Below are 18,213 nucleotides of genomic sequence, written 5' to 3'. Positions count from 1 at the left end.
CGGCTACCGGCCGCCGTCCGGGCCCGCGGCCACGATGTGGCCGCTCAGGCTCGCAATCGTCGGATGTGCGTACAGGTCGTCGATGCCCACCCGGGCCGAGGGCAGTCGCAACCGAAGCTGCGCGCGCACCTCGAGCAGATGTACGGACGTGCCGCCGACGTCGAAGAACTCGTCGTCGCGGCCGAAGTCGTCGTGGCCGAGCGCCTTCTGCCAGGCCGCTCGTACGACCCGCTCCGCATGCTCCGCCCCGAGCGGGTCGCCGGCGTCGGGCTCGCCGGTTCGATCCGGGCCGGTGCCTGCCGGCGCGGGCCCGCGCCGGCCCCGGGCCAGGCGCCGGACCGGATCAGCGGCGGTGGCAAGGTCCACCAGCCGCTCGGTGTCGACGGAGCCGGTCACCGTGCGGGGCACCGCGTCCACCGCCACCCACAGCTCCGGCACCGCTTCCGGAGGCAGCCGCTCGGCGAGGAACTCCCGCAGGGCCGCGACGGCGAACGCCGGTTCGGCGAGCACGACCGCGGCGAGCAGGCGGCCGCCCGGGGCGGGCGTCACGGCGGCGTCGCGCACGAGCGGATGCGTGCCCAGGACCACGGCGACGTAGGAGCGGTGCACGACCCGGTCGTGCACCACCACCCGGTCCGCGTCGGCGACGGGTGGCGGGTCGGCGACGTCGTCGGCGTGATGCGCGTGCCCGATCACCACCGCCCCGCCCGGCTCGTCCAGCCCCGCCACGGTGGTGACGCAGAGCCCCGGCGCCGCACGCAGCAGGCGCCGCACCGCCTCGCGCGGCACCGGGCCGCCTCCGGTGATGGCCTGGCGTGCGCTGCGCAGCGCGTCGGGACGGAACTCGCCGATCTGCCGCAGCAGCCCGGCCGGCAGCCACAGGGCGTTGATGCGCCGCTGCGCGACGAACCGGGCCACCGTCTCCGGGTCGCGTGGAGCGCCGGGGAACACCTCGACGGTGCCGCCGGCCAGCAGCGGGGCGAGGATCTCCACGGCCGCGGCGGGCTCGGCCAGCCCGCTGAGCCGTGCGACCCGCGCGATTCCCAGGTGCAGCAGCCCGCCCGGGCCCGCCAGCCGGGTGATGCTCGCGCGGTCGATCCGGACCGCCTCGACCGGGCCGAGCGCCCCGGAGGTGAACACGACACAGGCGGCCGCGTGCGGCGATACGGCGGCTACCGGACCGGCCTCGCCGATGCCGTCACCGATGCGTACGACGCGCCGGGGCCCGAAAAGCTCTGCGAAGGCGGCGAGCCGCGGTCCGTCGCCGAGGACCACCCGGACCCCGGCCCGATCGAGCGCGTCGGCCGCCAGGACCCTCGGCAGGTCGGGGTCGATGCCGGAATACGCGGCCCCGAGGCGAAGCACGGCGAGGACCGCGATGACCTCACGCGGCGACCGGCGGGCCGTGACCGCGACAACGTCTCCGCTCGTCACGCCCGCGGCCGACAGCGCCGCGGACTGCGCCGCGGCGGCCGTGAACAGTTCGCGGTACGTCATCGTGCGCGCGGTATCGGCGTCGCGCACCGCCACGGCGTCGGCGTTCGTCCGAGCGGCCGCCTCCAGCGAGGCCCACAGCTCGGCCGGCGCGTTCAGGGCGCTCACGCCGGCACCAGCCCGCGCCACGCCGCCCGGATCGTGCGCAGGACGCGATTCGCCTCGTCCGGTGACAGGATGTGCGCCCCGTCGATGGTCTCCAGGCGGAACACCGATGACGTGTGCCGCCGCCACTGCTCGACGCCGCCGGGGTCGGTCAGCACGTCGCCGCGAGCGGCGAAGGCGGTGATGGGCACGTCGAGCGGTTCGTCGCCAAGGTGGGCGTAGCTGTCGCAGACGGTCAGGTCCGCCCGGATCGCGGCGAGCACCAGGGCGGCCAGTTCGGGCTCGTCGCGGGCCGCGGCCGGCAGCATGTCGTGCGCGGCCAGGAACCCGGCCAGCGCCGTGTCGTCCATCGTCTCGGCCCGAAAGGGCCGGCGCACATGCGGCGCCACCTGCCCGGAGACGAACAGCCCGGCCGGCCGCGGCCCGCCGGTGCGTGCGAGGTGCACGGCGAGCGCGTGCGCGCACAGGGCGCCCATGCTGTGGCCGTACAGCGCGAACGGGTGATCGAGGGCCGGTGCCAGGGCGTCGGCCACGTCGCGTACCAGGTCCGCCATGCCGGTGTAGGACGGCTCGCGGACCCGCCTTCCGCGGCCGGGCAACGACACCACGTGGACTGCGGGCTCGGCGGCGGTCCGGTACCAGGACCGCAGACTCCAGTACGATGCGCCGGCCACCGGAAAACAGATCAGCACCGGGCCGGGGCCGGTGAGTCGCGGATGCAACCACTGCACGTCGGGCATTAATGACTCCTGTCGCCGAGCCGGGAGTGCACGACCGCGGCCAACTCGCCGAGCGTCGGTGCACCGAACAGGTCGAGCGGCCCGACATCGACGCCGAGCCGGTCGATGAGCAGTCGCTGAACCTCCGTCAGGCGCAGCGAGTCGCCGCCGAGGTCGAAGAAGTCGTCCTCGCCGCGCGGCGGATCGATGTCCAACACCTCCGACCAGATCTCGGCGACCCGGCGCAGCGTCGGACGGGCCTCGTCCGTACCGTCACGCGACACGTCGGCGGACGGGGCCGGCGGCGGCGCCGTGCCGGCGACCAGGTCCGCGACCGCCCTACGGTCGATCTTGCCGGTGCTTGTCGCCGGGATCTCGGGCACCACCACGATGCGCAGCGGCACCATCGCGGTCGGCAGCTCAGCGGCCAGCTCCCGGCGCAGGGCCGCGGCCCGGGCCGCGCCGAGCGCCGGTTCCTGCGGCGCGGCCCGGTCGAGCTGGACCACCGCGACCAGCCGTGGCGCGGGGGCCGGCAGCACCGCGGCGGCCGCCGCGAGCACGCCCGGCCGCGCCATGATACGGGCATCGACCTCCGCGAGATCCACGCGGACGCCGTGCACCTTCACCTGGGCGTCGCGCCGACCCAGATGCTCGACCAGCCCGGCGAGATTGACCACGCCAACATCACCGGTCGGGAACGGCCGGTGCGACTCGGGCATCATCACCGTCGCGCCCGGGCCCGGCAGATACCCGTGACCGCGCAACGGCGTGTCGATGACGATCTCGCCGACCTCGCCGGGCGCGCACGTGTGGTCCCGGTCGCGGACGAGCCTGACCGCGGCTCCTGGCATCGGCCGCCCGACCGGGACCGGTCCCGGCTCGTCGCCGACAACGTGGAACAGCTTCGCCAGCGTCGTCTCCGACGGGCCGTAGAGGTTGACGAACTCGGCCCGCGGCGCCACGGCCCGCCACCGCGACACCAGCGCGGACGCGAGCGGCTCCCCCGCGAAGAGGACCGCTCGCAGGTCCGGCAGGACGTCCGGACCGGCCGAGGCCCAGTGCGCGGCCCGTGACGGCACGGCGTGCAGGATCGTCACGGCGTGCCGGGCGAGCCAGCCGAGGACCGCTGCGGGAGCGGCGGCATCGCCGTCGGGCAGGCACAGCGTTGCGCCGGTGGTGAGGGGCAGCAGGATGTCGCGGAAGGCCACGTCGAAGTGCGGCGGCGTGAGCAGGGGGCACCGGTCGCCGGGTCCCGCGCCGAGCAGCCGGGCCTCCCAGTCCAGGAATGCCGTCAGGCCCCGCCCGCTGCCGAGGATCGCCCTGGGCGAGCCGGTGCTGCCGGAGGTCGTGACGATGTACGCGGCGTCCCGGGCGACCGCGCCGGGAACGCGGAGGCCGGCGGGTCCGGCCGCGGCCATCACCCGCCAGCCGTCGTCGCCGAGCGGCCGGTCGCTGCCCCACATCCCCGGCCCGGGCGGCAGGGCGAGCGAGCGCGCGACGGCGTGCGTGACGCGCGCCGCCGCAGCCAGCTCGGCCACGCGCGGCGCGGGCAGCTCCGGGCCCAGCGGCACCACGACCGCATCGAGGCGCCACGCCGCCAGCATGGCCACCACCCACTGGGGCACCGGACGGCCGAGCAGCGCGACCCGCGCGCCGGGGCCCACGCCGCCGGTGCGCAACGCCGCCGCCGCGGACGCGATCCGGTCGGCCAGTTCGGCGTAGGTGATCGTCCGCCGTCCGGTGCACAGCGCGGGCTCGCCGGGGAACGCGGCGCCGTTGGCCAGAACGGTGTCCACCACGGGCCGGGTGGCGGGCGGCAGCGCGCGCGAGCCGATCGACACGCCGCGGTGCCCGCCGAGCGCCGCGACGGTTCCGCCGCCGCGGCCGGCATCCAGGCCGGCCACGTCGGCGACCAGATCGGCCATCCGCGCGGCCAGCAACCGGGCCCGTCCCTCGGTGTACCGGCCGGGGTCGTACTCGACAACCAGCTCGGGCGCGGGGCCCGGCCGCAGACGCAGCACCAGGGCGGCTGCCGCGAACCGCCCGCCGAGCGAGGCGTCGACCTCGACGACGGTCGTGCACGGGTCCGTCGTCCGGGGCGCGGTCATCCGGCAGCGCTCGACGTCCTCCAGCCACGACCGTGCCGGCACGGTGCCGTCGACGCGGATCGCGAACGCCTGCGCCCCCGCCGCGTCCGCGATGCCGAATCCGACCTGGTCGCGCCGCGTCGTCCGGGCCAGCAGCAGCGCCCAGGCGGCCACCGTCAGCGTCTCGAGCCGGCGCGCGCGCAGGCCGGCCGCCCCCGGCATCGACAGGACGAACCGGTCCCGGGAACCGGACCACTCGGCCCGGTCCGCCAGCGGCGCCTCGTCGTCGGCACCGGGCGCCGCCGCGCTCATCGCCGCGCCTCCTCCAGCGTGGCCACAGCGCGGCGGTCGACCTTGCCGCTCAGCGTCCGGGGCAGCCGCTCGGCCAGCACGATCCGGGACGGCACAAGATAGTGCGGCAGGGTCCGCCGCAGCGCCGCCAGCAGCTGCGGACCGCGCACCCGCGCCGACGCGGGCACAACGTACGCCTGCAGGTACCGCGTCGCCGGGTCGTCGCCCATGACCACGACCACGGACTCCACGACGTCCGGCAGCGCGTTGAGCGCGGCCTCCGCCTCGCCCGGCTCGACTCGGAATCCGCGCACCTTGACCTGCGCATCCATCCGCCCGAGGAACTCCAGGTCGCGGCCGGGCCGGACCCGGCCCAGGTCGCCGGTGCGATAGGCCGGCACGTGCGGGGCGAGGGGATCCGGCACGAACCCCGAATCGGCGGGCGGATCCAGGTAGCCGCGCCCGACGCAGGCACCGGTCACCCACAGCTCACCGGTCTCCCCGTCCGGCAGGACCCGGCCCTGTTCATCGCGAACGGTCACGGCGGAGTTGGCGATGGCCGTGCCGACGGACGGCAGCAGGGGCCAGTCCGCGACCCGCTCCGGTAGGGTGTGACTGGTCGTGACGTGCGTCTCCGTCGTGCCCCACTGGTTGACCAGGCGGCACCGGCCGAGCCGCTCGAACAGCGCCCGGATGTGCTCGCCACACTGGACCTGCTCGCCCGCGGTGATGATCTCCAGCAGCGGATGCCGCTGCGGCGTCACGTCACCGGCGTAGCGAGCCAGTGCCTGGATGGCGACGAAGGGCATGAACAGACGGTTGATCCGCTCCCGGGCGACCACGTCGAGCAGCAGCTCGGGGTCCAGACGCTCCCCCTCCGTCAGGCACACCACCGTGCCACCCGCGCCGAACGTGCTGAACAGCTCCTGGAAGATGATGTCGAACGACGCCGGGCAGAACTGGCCGGTGACGGCTCCACGCCCGCAGCGGCTGTCGGCGATCTGCCAGGCGATCAGGTTGGCCAGGTTGCGGTGCTCGTACATGACGCCCTTCGGCCGCCCGGTCGAGCCGGAGGTGAAGACGATGTACGCCAGGCTGCCGGCCTCGACCCGCGCCGGCCGGCCCCCGGGGCGGCCCGGTTGCCGGGCGTCGTGCCGAGCGACGACGAGGCCGCCGGCCTCGGCCACCACCGGCGGATCGCCGACCCGCCGCAGCAACCCCGCGTCGCCCAGCCAGCCGCCCACGCCGGCGGCGTCGCACATGTACCGCAGCCGATCCACCGGATATCCGGCGTCGAGCGGTACACAGGCGGCGCCGGAGCGGAAGATGCCGAGAATGCCCGCGACGAGCCGCTCGGAGCGCGGCGCCAGCAGGCCGACCGCGGCGCCCGGGCCCAGGCCCTGGGCGGCGAGCGCCTCGGCGATGTCCAGCGAGTGGGCCCGCAGCTCGTCGTAGGTCGTCGACCGCCCGGCCGCCCGGACCGCGACCCGCTGCGGCTCCGCCGCGGCCTGGGCGTCGAACAGGGCCAGTACCGTGCCCGCCGCACGCTGCTCAACCATCGGTCACCTTCCTGCGCCGCCTGAGTTCACTTGTGCCATCCCGCCGCGGACACGGCATGGACGTCGATGCGGTCCGGTTGTTCGGCGCGCAGCAGCACCCGGCGCAGCTGCCGGCGCACCTCGCCGGGCGTCGGCACGGCCCGCCCGGCCACCACCACCGTGAGATCGAAGGCGGCGCTGTCGCCGGCGGGGCGCACCCGGGTCGTGGCCCCCACGACGCCGGGCAGCCGCTCAGCGGCCGCGCGCACCGAGGCGAGCGCCACCTTCTCGCCGTGCACGACGATGAAGTCGCTCAGCCGCCCGCGGAAATACAGGTAGCCCGCGGGATCGATCTCGAACAGGTCGCCGGTGCGGATGCCGCCCGGCACCGGTTCGCCTCGGCCGCCCGAGCCGGCTCCGACCCGCCGCAGCAGCGCGGTGTCGGTCTCCACGACCAGCTCACCGGTCGCATCACCGGGGCGCTCGCGGTGCAACGTCACGCCGACGCCGGGCAGCGGCCGCCCGACGGACGCGAGCCGGTCGGGCTCGCGGTGGGCGGCGAGCGTCGACACCCGGGGTCCGGCCTCGGTGAGGCCGTAGGTGAGGTACAGCTCCAGCTCGGGATTCCCGGCCAGCAGCCGCTCGGCGTGCACGGGCGGCAGCGCATCGCCGCCGACCGCGAGGGTCCGCAGCACCCGCGGCAGCCGCAGCTCGCCGTCCGCGGCCAGCAGCCTGACCGATGACGGCGTCAGCGACGACAGCGTGACGCCGTGCGCTCGGATGGTGTCGCGGTAGGCCCGCGCGGTGAACGGCGGACCGCTGATCACCAGCGTGGACTCCTGCAGCAGGGCGGCGAAGGCCTGCGCGACCAGCGCGTAGGAATAGTGCAGGGGCAGGGTGACCAGGACCCGGTCGCCGGGCCGGTGCCCGATCGCCGCGCAGTGCCGGGCCGCATTGCGCAGCAGGGCGTCGACCGAGTGCAGGCAGCCGCTGGCGATGCCGGACGTTCCCGATGTCATGAGGATGAGCTGTCCGGGACCGTATCGGACCGATCGGTCGGGCAGCGTGAGCAGTTGCGCATGCGGGCCGAGGGTGCGCACGCGGGCGCCCGGCGGCGCGGCGACCAGCGGCGCGATGCGGGCCACGGCGCCGAGGCGTCCGGCGATGTCGTCGATGCGCGCGGCCGGTGCCGACGGCGAGATCGGCACGGGCACGGCGCCGACGCGCAGCAGCGCGAACAGCGCGGCGAGCAGGTCCGGGCCGTTCGGCAGCGCCAGCAGCACCGCGCCGCCGACCGGCAGGCCGCGCAGCCGGCGGGCCAGGTCGGCGAGCGGGAGCTGGGCCGGCCCGCCGGTCCGGCCGGCGGCGACGACGCGGCCGAGCAGGCGCTCCACGGCGCCGAAGTCCAGCGACGGTGCGGGTGTCATCCGGCGGCGCTCCCCGGCGCTCGCAGCAGCACGGCACGGACCGCGTGCACGCCCGAGTCGACGGTGTGTCCGGCGACGGCGGCGAAGTCGGCATCGCCGTCCTGCAGCCATGAGCGGGCCACGGTCACCGCGACGGGGAGCCCCTCGTCCGGCGCCATCGGCAGCGTGAGACTCGGGCCGCGGAACCCGAACAGCACACCGGGGAGCCCGCCGACGGAGCCCGGGCTCGCGCCGGCGAACCGCAGCGGCGAGAGCCGTCCGGCGGGCAGGCCGGCGGCGATCGTGCGGATCGTGTCGAGCGTGCACCGCTCGCTCACGGTGATCACCGCGACGGCGTCTGGCTTCACCTCGGCCCCGGCCCGCGTCCGGGCGTCGGCGACGGCTTCGCCGACCGCTTCGGCGACCAGCCAGGAGGCCAGGTCGGCAAAGAACGACGGCCGGCCGCCCCGCGTCCGCACCCGGTCGGCGCGAGCCGTGCCACGGCCGACGATCTCGACGCCGGCGGGCGCGTTCACCGCTGCGCCCCGGCGAACGCCAGGCAGGTCGTGAAGCCACCGAAGCCCAGCGTCACGCTGAGTCCGATGCCGGCCCCCACGGCGGCCGGCTCCGCCGCCGCGACCGGCAGGGACAGCTGTGGCATGACCCGGGCCAAGCCGGGCACCGCCGGAACCTGGCGGCGGCGCAGGGCCTGCAGCGTGGCGATCGCCTCCAGGGCTCCGGTCGCGCCGAGCGTGTGCCCGAACGCTCCCTTCGTGGCGAAGACGACCGGTCGCGCGGCGGCGCCGCCGAACAGGTTCGAGTAGGTGAGCGCCTCGACCATGTCGTTGAGCGGAGTACCGGAGCCATGGGCATTGATCACCGCGACTTCATTCGGCTCCGCACCGCCGCGCAGGGCGCGCTCGACGGCCAGCCGCAGGCTGGCCCCGCTCGGGTCCGGGGCCACCGCCCCGGCGGCCTCGTTCGCCGAGCCGGCCCCCACAACATAGCCGTACGGCCGCACACCGCGCCGGTCGGCCGATTCGAGCGACTCCAGGAGCAGGAAGCCCGCTCCCTCGCCGAGCAGGGTGCCGTTGTGGTCCTGGTCGAAGGCCCGTAGCCCGTCGGGTGACATGGTGCCGAGCGTGGAGTGGCCGAGCCGCTTGCCCGCGGTCAGCACATCCACGCCCCCGCACAGGCAGAGCTCCGCGGCCCCGCAGCGGATCAGCGAACGGGCGATCAGCACGGCGTCGGAGCCGGACGAGCAGGCCGTGGTCACCACGACCGGCCGCTGCACCAGACCGGCCCGGGAGGCCGCGTCCACCGCCCAGGCCGACAGCGAGCCGGCCGGCGGGTCGTCGAGATCCGCACCGAAGCTGGTGCCGAGCACGGGACGGATACGGGGGTCGTCCGCGCCCAGGTCCGCGTCGGCGAGGCAGCGCAGCATCGTCGTCACGGCCAGGACCCGCTGTCTGAGCGCCGGGGCGGCGTCCAGCGGCACCTCCGCGATGACGGCGGCGAGATCGCTGCGCAGGGCCAGCGCCGACGGGACCCGCCGCAGCGCCGAACGCCCCGCCGTCAGGGCCTGCCACACCGGCTCGAGGCCGGCGCCGAGACCGGTCGTCCAGGCCATGCCGGTGACCGCGACGGCCCCGGTGCTCACCACAGCTGCCGGCCGAGGTCGGCGACCCCCACCCGCACGAGGGTGCCACGGAAGCGGGCCACGACGGTGCCCTCGACGCTCGCCGTCGCCGAGAAGCCGAACAGATTGCGCCGCAGCGACTCCGCCGTGACGTTGAAGTGCACCGCGTCTCCGGCCACCACGATCTTGACGAATCTGGACTGGACGGCCCCGATCAGCGTGAGTTCGTCCTCGGCCAGCGGCGTCGTGCTCAGCTGGAACAGCACGATGCCGGACTGCGCGAACGCCTGGGTGAGGTGGCTGGCAGGATAGATCGCCCGCTCGGGGAAGTGCCCGGCGATCGCATCGCTCTGCCCGGACACGAGCAGCAGGCTGTGCAGGAACTCGCCCGGCTCGTAGTCCAGTACCCGGTCGAGGAGGAGCATCGGGTGCCGGTGCCGCAGCCACTGCTTGAGCTCAGTGAAGCCCAGCGTCCTCGGCGTACGCTGCTGGGTCACCGCGGCGGCCACCGCCGCGCCGTTGGCCGAACTCACCGTGCGCACCTCCGTCGTTTGTGATGGTCGTGAGAATCCGGCTGATCGCGTCCGGCCACGGCGCGGGCCGCCGGTCGGCGCTCGACACGACGCCGAGCACCAGTTCCACCCGGCTCAGTCCGGTCGGCGGGCCGGCGGCGCCCACGAGCGCCACGGCTCCCTCGACGTGACTGCGGTAGACGCCCAGGCGCCGCAGGCGCGCTGTCACCTGGAGCCGGTCGAGGTGGCGAGCCGGCGCGGCGAACCAGGCCCGCGACTGCGCGACTACGAGGTCGCCACCCGCCGCCCGCAGCGCGGACAGGCCCGCGCCCACGGCGGCCAGCCCGCGCAGCAGCGCCGTCTCCACCAGCGAGTGATGCCGGCTGAAGTGCATGACTCCGGAGTCGTCGACGTCGATGTGCTCCACGACGTGCACGAACCGGAAGGGATCGGCCGTGTCCTCGCTCACCGCGCCGCTCCGGTACGGGCCGAGCCCGCGGCGATCCGCTCCACGATCCGCTCGGCGTCCTTCGGCCCGGCGGTCAGCGGCGGCGCAACCCGCAGCGTCGGATGCACATACCGCTCACCGTTCGAGCGCCGGCCGGCGCCGGCCATGAACTCGACGTACACGCCCGAGCGGATGAGGGCCGAGCGCAGCTGCGGCAGGCGGGCCGCGGCCGCCTCGGTCAGCTCGACCCCCTGCAGCAGGCCGATGCCGCGCGCTTCGCGGTACAGCCCCGGGAAGGCCTCGACCAGCTCGCGCCGCAGGAGATCATGGAGCGCCCGCCCGGTTGCGCGGGACTGCTCAAGCAGCCCCTCGGCGACGATGTGCCGCAGGCCGTCGCCGATGACGGCGCAGGTGAGCGGCCGCAGATCCGATGTCGAGACCGCGCCGGTCGGCCGGAGCGCCAGCTCCCGCCGGGCGATCACCATCGCCGTCGACAGCGCACCCATGCCGAGGCTCTTGCCGATGACCGTGATGTCCGTGGGAATCGGCCCCTCGTCGTCGGCCATGGCGAAGAATCCACCGGTCTTGGCGAAGGTGAGCACCTCGTCGGCCACGAGCAGGGCGCCGGCACGGCGGACCGCCCGCGCGAGCCCACGCAGATAGCCGCGCGGCGGCACCTGGATGCCGGCGTCGCCCTGCACCGGCTCCACGATGACGGCGGCCAGTTGTTCGCCGTGCGCGGCGAGGTAGGTGCTGACGGCGTCGGCGTCACCGAAGGAGATGTGATCGATGCGCAGTCCGTAGGCACCCTCCGGCTCCGGGCCGGGCAGGCCGAAGCGGTAGTGGCGGCGATTGAGCAGGGGAACCAGTCCCCCGGTCCAGCCGTGCCACGCTCCCTCGAAGGCGAGGATCCGGTCACGGCCGCCGAGCCGGGCCGAGGGCCGAAGCCGCCGATGGTCGACCCTCGCCTCGAGGACCAGCCGCAGCGCCAACTCCATGCCCTCCGAGCCGGAGTTGCGCCCGCTGACGTGATACTCGCCGGCGGGAAAATGCCCGGCCCACAGGCCGTCCGGGCCGAACAGCGTCACCAGCAGCCGGGAACGCTCCAGCGAGGCCAGCTCGTCGGTCGCATGCCCGCCGGTACGCACCGCACGAACCAGGGCGCGCTCCGACACCTCGCTGGCCGCGCCGAGACAGGCGCTGGCGTATCCACCGCTCGCATCGAGCACGTCCAGCACCCGGCCCCGGTCCGGGCCGTCGAGCTCGACGAACTGGTGCACCAGCCCGGTGGCGCCGATGGCGGCGAAGGGCAGCCGGCCACCGCCGTAGTGGTCGAGGTGCAGGTCGCGACCGCGCCGCAGCACGTCCAGGTCGTGCTCGGGCACGAAGTCGCCGTCGAAGTCCAACGCTGCCTCCAGCGCGTCGATGTCGGTGGCCACGATGACGGCCCGGGCGCTCAGGCGTCGCTGACGAGCGCCGCGCCGCGCAGCCGGTGCACCAGGCCGACGAGCCGGCCGACGGTGGCGAAGTTCTCGGGTGTGAAGTCGTCGGCGTCGATCGTCACGTCGAACCGGTTCTCGCACTGCACTCGCAGCTCGAGAAAGCCCAGCGAATCCAGCCCCAGCAGATCGCGCAGGCTGTCGTCAGGACCGATGCGCTCCGGCGGCACCTCCACGAAGAGTTCGGTCACGAGAATCCGCCTGATCTCGGATGCGACATCCATGTGCGCCTCGCCTTCAACCGGATGATGCGTACAGAACCCACAACCATCCCTTGTGGACAGATGGGTGGGGAAGGATGGACGTCGGACGGATCTTCGGGCGGCCGGCCCCGCAACGTCGGCATCGACGCTACTGCATTCACCCGCGGCAGGCGAGCGATGCCGCCGTCCGCGGCTGCTCACCAGCGGACGAGCGCCGTCTCGATCGTCGAGCCGGGCCCCATCGTCATCAGCACGCCGTGGTCACCGGCGGCCGGGCGCTGTTCCAGCACGAGGTTGCGGTAGGAGAACAAGAACGAGCCGCTGGAGAGGTTGCCGTACTCGCGCAGCACGTCGAGCGTGTGGCGAACGTCGTGCCGGGTGAGCCCGAGGTTCACCCGGACCGCGTCGATGACCTTCCGCCCTCCCGAATGCACGACCCAGTGGACGATGTCCGAGCGGTGCAGCCCGGTGCCGTGCAGCAGGGCGTCCACCGCCCGCCCGGCGTGGGCGCCGACCACGTAGGGCACGTCGGGGTCGAGGAAGAAGCTGAAGCGCCCGAGCCGCTCATCCCAGTCGTAACGCATCGCATCCACCGCCTCCGGGATGATCCGGCTGGTGGCGCGCAGCACCGCGGGCCCGGCCGGAGGATCACCGGCCACGACCGTCAGCGCGGCGGCGCCGTCGCCGAAGAGGCTGTTGACCACCGCCGAGCGCATGGTGCCGTCGAACACGTACGCAGCCGAGCACACCTCGACGCACAGCAGCAGGGCGACCTCGCCCGGGTGCGCCGCAGCCCAGCCGGTGACGGCGGCCAGGCCGTTGAGCCCCGCGTTGCATCCCATGCCGACCACGTCCAGGCGCGCGCAGTCGGTCGCCAGCCCCAGCTCCTTGATGAGCAGCGCGCTGAGGCCAGGGGTGATGAACCCGGTCGAGGACACGCAGCACAGGTACCGCACGTCGGATCGCCCGACCCCGGCGTCGGCGAGGCTCGCGTCGAGGGCCTCCCCGCCGATGGCGGTGCCGATGGTGACGTGCTTGCGCAGCAGGTCGCCCTGGCTCTCGCCGGCCGGGCGCCCGTCGGGACCCGCGGGCGGGAGGCTGAGGTGGCGGCGCTGGATGCCGCTGTTGGTGAACACGCCCCGGACCTTCGGGTCGGTGATGGCGAACATGTCGAGCAACTCGGCCTGGGTGTACGAGGCCGGCGGCACCGCCACTCCGACACCGGCCAGCCGGGGCAGGAAGGTCGCGGTCGGTGTCATGGCGTTCCTCCGTCGGCGGGCGCTCAGTCGAGGTAGTTCTCGGGGCCGCCCTCGCGGACGGTGTCCAGCGTGAAGCAGTGGAACCCGCCGCCGAACAGCCGCCGGTGGCGATGCCGAACGGGCACCACGGTGAACCGGTGCCGCTCCAGCGTGCGGACCAACTCCGGGCACGCCTCGTTGACCAGTACCGTGTCCGGCCCGACGGACAGCACGTTGAGGTCGATGAAGAGGCTGGTGAGCACCAGGTCGTCGTCCTCGTACTGCGGGAAGTTGTTGCGCTCGGGCGGCGGGGGGACGATCAGGTCCCAACTGCGCAGGCCGACCGGCAGCTTCTCGGCGACCTCGGGAGAGCGGACGAGCAGCGTGCCGGGGCGCAGGGCGAGCACCATGCTGTCGATGTGGCTGTCGCTGAGGCGGTGCACGCGGTGGATCCGGAACCGGCCCTCGAGGTGGCGTTCGAGCCAGTTCACGGCGAGGGCGTGATTCTCGGTGGAGATGTTCGCGACGAGGTCACGGCCGAGGCGCAGCACCTGTGCGCCGTCGAAGAGCATCTCGAAGCCGACGTCGTACGGCGAGGACTCAGGCTCGGAGATCGGCTCGGTCGGCCCGCCGGCCGACGCGGAGGACCGGGCGTAGGACAGATCGAACGATGCGTCGGTCATGAACGGGCGCGGCATCACGGTCCACCGCGCACCGGCCCGGAAGTACTCCGCGAACACGGGTTTGAGCAGCTGCGTCTCGAAGTACCGCGAGCGGATCATCGGCGGCGTCTCGATGATCTCGTCGCCGACGATGAGCGTGTTGTCGCGGACGTTGAGCGGCGGCACCACCGAGGCCGTCCAGGCCGGCGTGCGGACCTCGGTCGTGGACGGGTCGACGTCGAGCGGCCGGTGCACCTTCACCGACAGCGACTCCAGGGTCTTGGCGATGCCCTCGACGTCCTCGATGAGCTCCTCGACGTAGCGCTGCTTGATCGGCGTCCGGGTGGTGCCGGGCAGCCGCGGCGCGCCGGGCGTGGTCAGCCGCGGGTAGTACCACTCCGAGCGCACGATGTTGTCGTGGAAGAACAGCTCGAAGGACAGCTCCCGCTCGTGCGAGGTGTAGTTGAGCGCCGATCCGACGATCACCTCTTTGAGGGGTGACCATTCGTCGTAGCTGTTCAGGCGCATGGCTGCGACACTCCTTGCTGGTCGGGGCGAAGCGGATGGGGCGAGCGGGTCGCGTCACCACGCGACGGGCAGTCGTGCGGCGCCGTACACCGCGCCGTGGCGGGTGATCGGCACCTGGTCGGCACCGACGGCCAGCCGCAGCGTGGGGAATCGCCGGAAGATCGCGGGATAGGCGACGCCGAGCTGGACCCGGGCGAGGTTGGCGCCGACGCACTGGTGGACGCCGAAGCCGAAGGCGAGGTGGCCGGCGGCGCCCCGCGCCGGGTCGCAGACGCCGGGGCGGGCGAAGCGGGCCGGGTCGCGGTTCGCCGCCGGCAGCGACACCGTGAGGCTGTCACCGGCGCGGATGAGCCGCCCGCCGAGGATCGTGTCTCGCCCGGCGCCGCGGGGTACGCCCAGGTGCAGGATCGACAGGTGGCGCAGCAGCTCCTCGACCAGTGCCTCCACGGCACCGGGCCGCAGCGCGGCCCGGTGCGCCGGCGCGTCGAGCAGGGTCAGGATGCCCAGCCCAAGCATGCTGGCCACGGTTTCGTGGCCGGCGGTGAGCAGCAGCACCCCGGCACCGGCGGCCTCGTCGCGGCTGAATTCGGCGGCGAGCGCGCTGAGCACGTCGTCGCCGGGCCTGCGGCGCTTGTGCGCCACGAGCTCCCGGAAGAGGCTCGTCAGCTCGCCCATCGCGGCCTCGCCCTCGGCCGCCGTCGACTCGAGGCTGAACAGTGCCGTGCTGTGGCGGCGCAGGAGCTCGCGGCTCGCGTACGGCACGCCGAGCAGCTGGCAGATGACCAGCAGCGGCACCGGGAACGCGAAGGTCTCGACCAGGTCGACCGGCTGCGGCCGGCCGGCGACGATCTCGAGGTGCTCGGCGACGATCCGCTCGATGCGCGGCCGGAGCCGTTCGATGCGGTGCATGTTGAACCACCGCGCGAGCACGCGGCGGTAGCGGGTGTGCTCCGGCGGGTCGAGGTCGATGAACCACCCGGGCGGGGCGGCCTGCCCGATGAACGGCTCCGCGCCCGGGCGGTCGACGGGCACCCGCTTTCCCTCGGCCCGCGAGCTGAAGCCGGGTTCGCCCAGCACCGCCCGAGCCTGGGCGTATCCGGTGACGATCCAGCCCTCATGCCGGTCGGGGTACCGGTACGGCCGCACCGGTTCACCGGGTTCGCCGCCGCCGAGGCCGTCCAGCGGCGCGAACCGCGCGCCGCCGGCCGTCATGCGGTGGCCTCGACGCGCTGGCGGATGAGGTCCGCGACGTGCTGCCAGGCGCCGGCGTAGCCGGCGGCGATGTCGGCGACGAGCCCGGCGCAGTGCGGCGGGACCGCGTCGACGAACGCCTCCGGGCCGGTGGCGATGACCGCGTGCGCACCGAGCACGCGCAGCACGGCCCGGCCGGACTCCTTGAGCCGCAACGAGGGGTCCTGGCGCAGGCTGTGCAGGACGGACACGATACGCGCACCCTGCTGGGCCGCCGAGGGCGGCTCGGCCGTCGCAGCCGGCCGGGCTGTTGTCCGCTGCCGGTCGGGCACCGGGTCCTCGCCGCGGGCGAGCCGGTCGCGAACATCGCGCGCGGTTCCCGGGGCGATGCCGGCGATCCGCGCGACCTTGCGCAGTGAGGCCGACGGATCGTTGCGCAACAGGTCACCGGCGATCTGGCGGCCCTTGCTGCTGTCCAGCGGCCGGATTCGCCCGTCGCGGCCCACCCGGGCGCGCAACTGGTCGTCTTCTCCAGTTGCCCGCCCTCTGAGGTGACCCACCGTCTGGTGCGACAGGCCGGTCGCCGCAGCGATCGCCCGATCGGACCACTCCGGGTGTGAGTGCATGATGCGCTCGGCGGAGGCGGTCCGGTCGGCCAGCGACAGCGGCAGGCCGTGGGCGACATTGGCGTGCACGGCCAGGACGAACGCGTCTTTGGCGGAGCCTGAGAAGTACCGCACCTGGATCTCCCGCTGCCCGTTCAGGCCGGCCGCCCGCAGCCGGTGCATGCCGTCGATGACCCGCATCGTGGGGCGGTGCACGAGGATGGGCGGCAGCTGGACCGCCGACTCGGCCAGACCTCGCGCGTGCTCGTTGTTCACCCCGCCGATCCGGGGCGAATCGGAATCGACCAGCCGATCGATCGGTACCAGATGCGGCCCATCGTCATCCAGATCGAATGCGAGCGATGCGGCGAACCCGTCACCGGCACGCAGCTCATCGAGTTCCCCCATTAGTTCCCCTCAATTCCGCGCCGCTTTCAGCGCGCCGCTCCGAACGCCGCCGGCCGCGCCGAAACGCCCTGCGAGACCACGGAAGCATAGCTTTCGGGCTGCCCAGATGACCAGGATAATTGACGCTGTTCAACTTCCTTCGCGCCCGAAACAGCAAATTCCGCGCATTCGAAAATGAGCGCGCGGAAATACGGGAAAGCGGCGTCGAACAAATGCGGTCGCGCCGGATTGAGGTGCGCGGAGGATCAGTCCACGCGTTCAGGTTCGGCCGGCTCGCCGACCGCCGCCGCCCGGGCGGCCAGCAGCCCGGGCGTCGTCACCGCAATCAATCCGACGGCGGCGAGACTGGTCAGGCCGCCGAGGAGCAGCGCGGCCCCGCCGGACGTGCCGGCCGCGACCAGGCCGGCCCGCAGGCCGCCGATCTGCGGGCCCGCCACGCCGACGATGTGTTCCGCGGCCGAGATCCGGCCGCGAAGGGACTCCGGCGTGGCGGACTGCACCAGGGTTCCGCGACACACCACTGCCCAGGTGTCGGCGGCGCCCGCCACGGCGAGCATCACCAGCACGACCGCCAACTGCGGGACCGCGCCCGCCAGCGCCAGCGCGACGGCCCACACCGCGCCACAGGCCACCATGGCGCGACCGGGCCGGGACAGGCCGGTGACCACGCCGGAGAACGCCGAGGCGGCAACGCCACCCACGGCGACGGCGGTGGTGAGCAGTCCGAGCACCTGCGGCGATCCCCCGTATCGCTCGTCGCTGATGACAGGAAAGACCGCCATGGGCATCGCCAGGACGGTGGCGGCCAGATCGGCCAGCAACGCCCCCCGGACCACGGGGGTGCCCGCCGCGAACCGGAGCCCGTCGCGGATCGCCGGGAATCCACGCCGGCCGGATGCCGGCGCCGCCCCGGCGCGGGGCAGGCCGGCGATGCCGGCCAGGGCCGCCAGGAAGCTGGCCGCGTCGATCACGAAGCACCACGTCGTGCCCCAGGCTGCCGTCACCGCACCGGCCAGCACCGGGCCCAGCAGCAGGGTCACCTGGAACGACAGGTGATTCAGGGCCAGGCCGGCCGCCAGGCGGTCGGCGGGCAGCAGGCCCGGCACGACGCTGCGCAGGACCGGATTACCCAGGCCGGACAGGGCCGAGGCGACCGAGGTGAGGCCGAGCATCAGCCAGATGCCGTTGCGCCCGGCCGACGCCGCGACCAGCACCATGAGCAGGCTCGTGACCGCCTGCCCGGCGGTGACCGTGAGGGCGAGCCGGCGGCGGTCGATGTGATCGATGACCGCACTTCCGACCAGTGCGATGGTGACGAGGGGCACTGCCGAGGCCAGCCCTACGAGCCCGACGAGCGCAGGGTTGTGCGACTGTGTCCAGACGTAGTACACAACGGCGAAGGACGTGAAGTGGCTGCCCAGGCCGGAGGCCGTCGAGCCGAGCCAGAGCCTGCGAAAGAGGGGGAACTCACGGATGGGACGCAGGTCGACCAGCGACTTCACCGCCGACCACCCAGTATCGACCGGGACGAGCGACTCATGCGTGCTCTCACGCGTTAATCCTACTATGTCTATCTGTAAGACCAACAATCTTTCGCGACGGGGCGGCTACCGAGCGGCTCCGCCGAGCGACCGCCACCG

General features: G+C 74.0%; 17 protein-coding genes. All 17 read right to left on the bottom strand.

The genetic code is table 11. The annotated features are described in order from the left end of the window. Nucleotides 1–3: 3 nt before the first annotated feature. The 17 genes from ACQPY0_RS28155 to ACQPY0_RS28075 all read right to left on the bottom strand — a co-directional run bounded on the left by ACQPY0_RS28155 (nucleotide 4) and on the right by ACQPY0_RS28075 (nucleotide 18,075). Nucleotides 4–1,602 carry a non-ribosomal peptide synthetase gene (locus ACQPY0_RS28155; RefSeq protein WP_432994442.1) on the bottom strand — a complete coding sequence of 533 codons (1,599 nt, stop codon included), beginning with the start codon at nucleotides 1,600–1,602 and terminating at the stop codon, nucleotides 4–6. Next, nucleotides 1,599–2,339 (bottom strand): thioesterase II family protein, encoded by a 741-nt coding sequence (locus ACQPY0_RS28150; protein WP_432994440.1) that lies wholly within the window; start codon nucleotides 2,337–2,339, stop codon nucleotides 1,599–1,601. The genes ACQPY0_RS28155 and ACQPY0_RS28150 overlap by 4 nt, the downstream gene beginning before the upstream one ends. Then, nucleotides 2,339–4,717: a non-ribosomal peptide synthetase gene (locus tag ACQPY0_RS28145; RefSeq protein WP_432994438.1), complete on the bottom strand. Its 2,379-nt coding sequence runs from the start codon at nucleotides 4,715–4,717 to the stop codon at nucleotides 2,339–2,341. Before ACQPY0_RS28145 ends, ACQPY0_RS28150 begins: the two co-directional genes overlap by 1 nt. Further along, a complete protein-coding gene (locus tag ACQPY0_RS28140) occupies nucleotides 4,714–6,255 on the bottom strand; it encodes an amino acid adenylation domain-containing protein (RefSeq protein WP_432994436.1) in 1,542 nt (513 codons plus the stop codon). The genes ACQPY0_RS28145 and ACQPY0_RS28140 overlap by 4 nt, the downstream gene beginning before the upstream one ends. A gap of 26 nt (nucleotides 6,256–6,281) precedes the next feature. Next, nucleotides 6,282–7,661 carry a class I adenylate-forming enzyme family protein gene (locus ACQPY0_RS28135; protein WP_432994434.1) on the bottom strand — a complete coding sequence of 460 codons (1,380 nt, stop codon included), beginning with the start codon at nucleotides 7,659–7,661 and terminating at the stop codon, nucleotides 6,282–6,284. Then, nucleotides 7,658–8,176, bottom strand: coding sequence for a hypothetical protein (locus ACQPY0_RS28130; RefSeq protein ID WP_432994432.1), 519 nt, complete (start codon nucleotides 8,174–8,176; stop codon nucleotides 7,658–7,660). The genes ACQPY0_RS28135 and ACQPY0_RS28130 overlap by 4 nt, the downstream gene beginning before the upstream one ends. After that, a complete protein-coding gene (locus tag ACQPY0_RS28125) occupies nucleotides 8,173–9,300 on the bottom strand; it encodes a beta-ketoacyl synthase N-terminal-like domain-containing protein (protein WP_432994430.1) in 1,128 nt (375 codons plus the stop codon). Before ACQPY0_RS28125 ends, ACQPY0_RS28130 begins: the two co-directional genes overlap by 4 nt. Next, nucleotides 9,297–9,776 (bottom strand): 3-hydroxyacyl-ACP dehydratase FabZ family protein, encoded by a 480-nt coding sequence (locus ACQPY0_RS28120; RefSeq protein ID WP_432994428.1) that lies wholly within the window; start codon nucleotides 9,774–9,776, stop codon nucleotides 9,297–9,299. The genes ACQPY0_RS28125 and ACQPY0_RS28120 overlap by 4 nt, the downstream gene beginning before the upstream one ends. After that, a complete protein-coding gene (locus tag ACQPY0_RS28115) occupies nucleotides 9,736–10,260 on the bottom strand; it encodes an acyl-CoA thioesterase (RefSeq protein WP_432994426.1) in 525 nt (174 codons plus the stop codon). The genes ACQPY0_RS28120 and ACQPY0_RS28115 overlap by 41 nt, the downstream gene beginning before the upstream one ends. Then, nucleotides 10,257–11,678, bottom strand: a complete 1,422-nt coding sequence (locus ACQPY0_RS28110) for an aminotransferase class III-fold pyridoxal phosphate-dependent enzyme (RefSeq protein ID WP_432994424.1) — start codon at nucleotides 11,676–11,678, stop codon at nucleotides 10,257–10,259. Before ACQPY0_RS28110 ends, ACQPY0_RS28115 begins: the two co-directional genes overlap by 4 nt. 17 nt (nucleotides 11,679–11,695) lie before the next feature. After that, a complete protein-coding gene (locus ACQPY0_RS28105) occupies nucleotides 11,696–11,962 on the bottom strand; it encodes an acyl carrier protein (protein WP_432994422.1) in 267 nt (88 codons plus the stop codon). A gap of 176 nt (nucleotides 11,963–12,138) precedes the next feature. Next, entirely contained in the window at nucleotides 12,139–13,200 is a 1,062-nt protein-coding gene (dpgA, locus tag ACQPY0_RS28100) for a 3,5-dihydroxyphenylacetyl-CoA synthase DpgA (protein WP_432994420.1), read from the bottom strand. A gap of 23 nt (nucleotides 13,201–13,223) precedes the next feature. Then, on the bottom strand, nucleotides 13,224–14,369 hold the full coding sequence (locus ACQPY0_RS28095; RefSeq protein ID WP_432994418.1) for a glycine amidinotransferase: 1,146 nt from the start codon (nucleotides 14,367–14,369) through the stop codon (nucleotides 13,224–13,226). A gap of 54 nt (nucleotides 14,370–14,423) precedes the next feature. Next, complete coding sequence (locus tag ACQPY0_RS28090; RefSeq protein ID WP_432994416.1) at nucleotides 14,424–15,581, bottom strand: cytochrome P450; 1,158 nt, start codon at nucleotides 15,579–15,581, stop codon at nucleotides 14,424–14,426. After that, a complete protein-coding gene (locus ACQPY0_RS28085; protein WP_432994414.1) occupies nucleotides 15,578–16,573 on the bottom strand; it encodes a ParB N-terminal domain-containing protein in 996 nt (331 codons plus the stop codon). The genes ACQPY0_RS28090 and ACQPY0_RS28085 overlap by 4 nt, the downstream gene beginning before the upstream one ends. A gap of 26 nt (nucleotides 16,574–16,599) precedes the next feature. Then, nucleotides 16,600–16,785 carry a hypothetical protein gene (locus ACQPY0_RS28080; RefSeq protein WP_432994412.1) on the bottom strand — a complete coding sequence of 62 codons (186 nt, stop codon included), beginning with the start codon at nucleotides 16,783–16,785 and terminating at the stop codon, nucleotides 16,600–16,602. Between the two features lie 33 nt (nucleotides 16,786–16,818). Next, nucleotides 16,819–18,075: an MFS transporter gene (locus ACQPY0_RS28075; protein WP_432994410.1), complete on the bottom strand. Its 1,257-nt coding sequence runs from the start codon at nucleotides 18,073–18,075 to the stop codon at nucleotides 16,819–16,821. Nucleotides 18,076–18,213 lie beyond the last annotated feature (138 nt).

The sequence above is a fragment of the Dactylosporangium sp. CA-233914 genome, assembly GCF_050942935.1.
Taxonomy (GTDB): domain Bacteria; phylum Actinomycetota; class Actinomycetes; order Mycobacteriales; family Micromonosporaceae; genus Dactylosporangium.
This window is presented reverse-complemented; position numbering and strand designations above follow the sequence as displayed.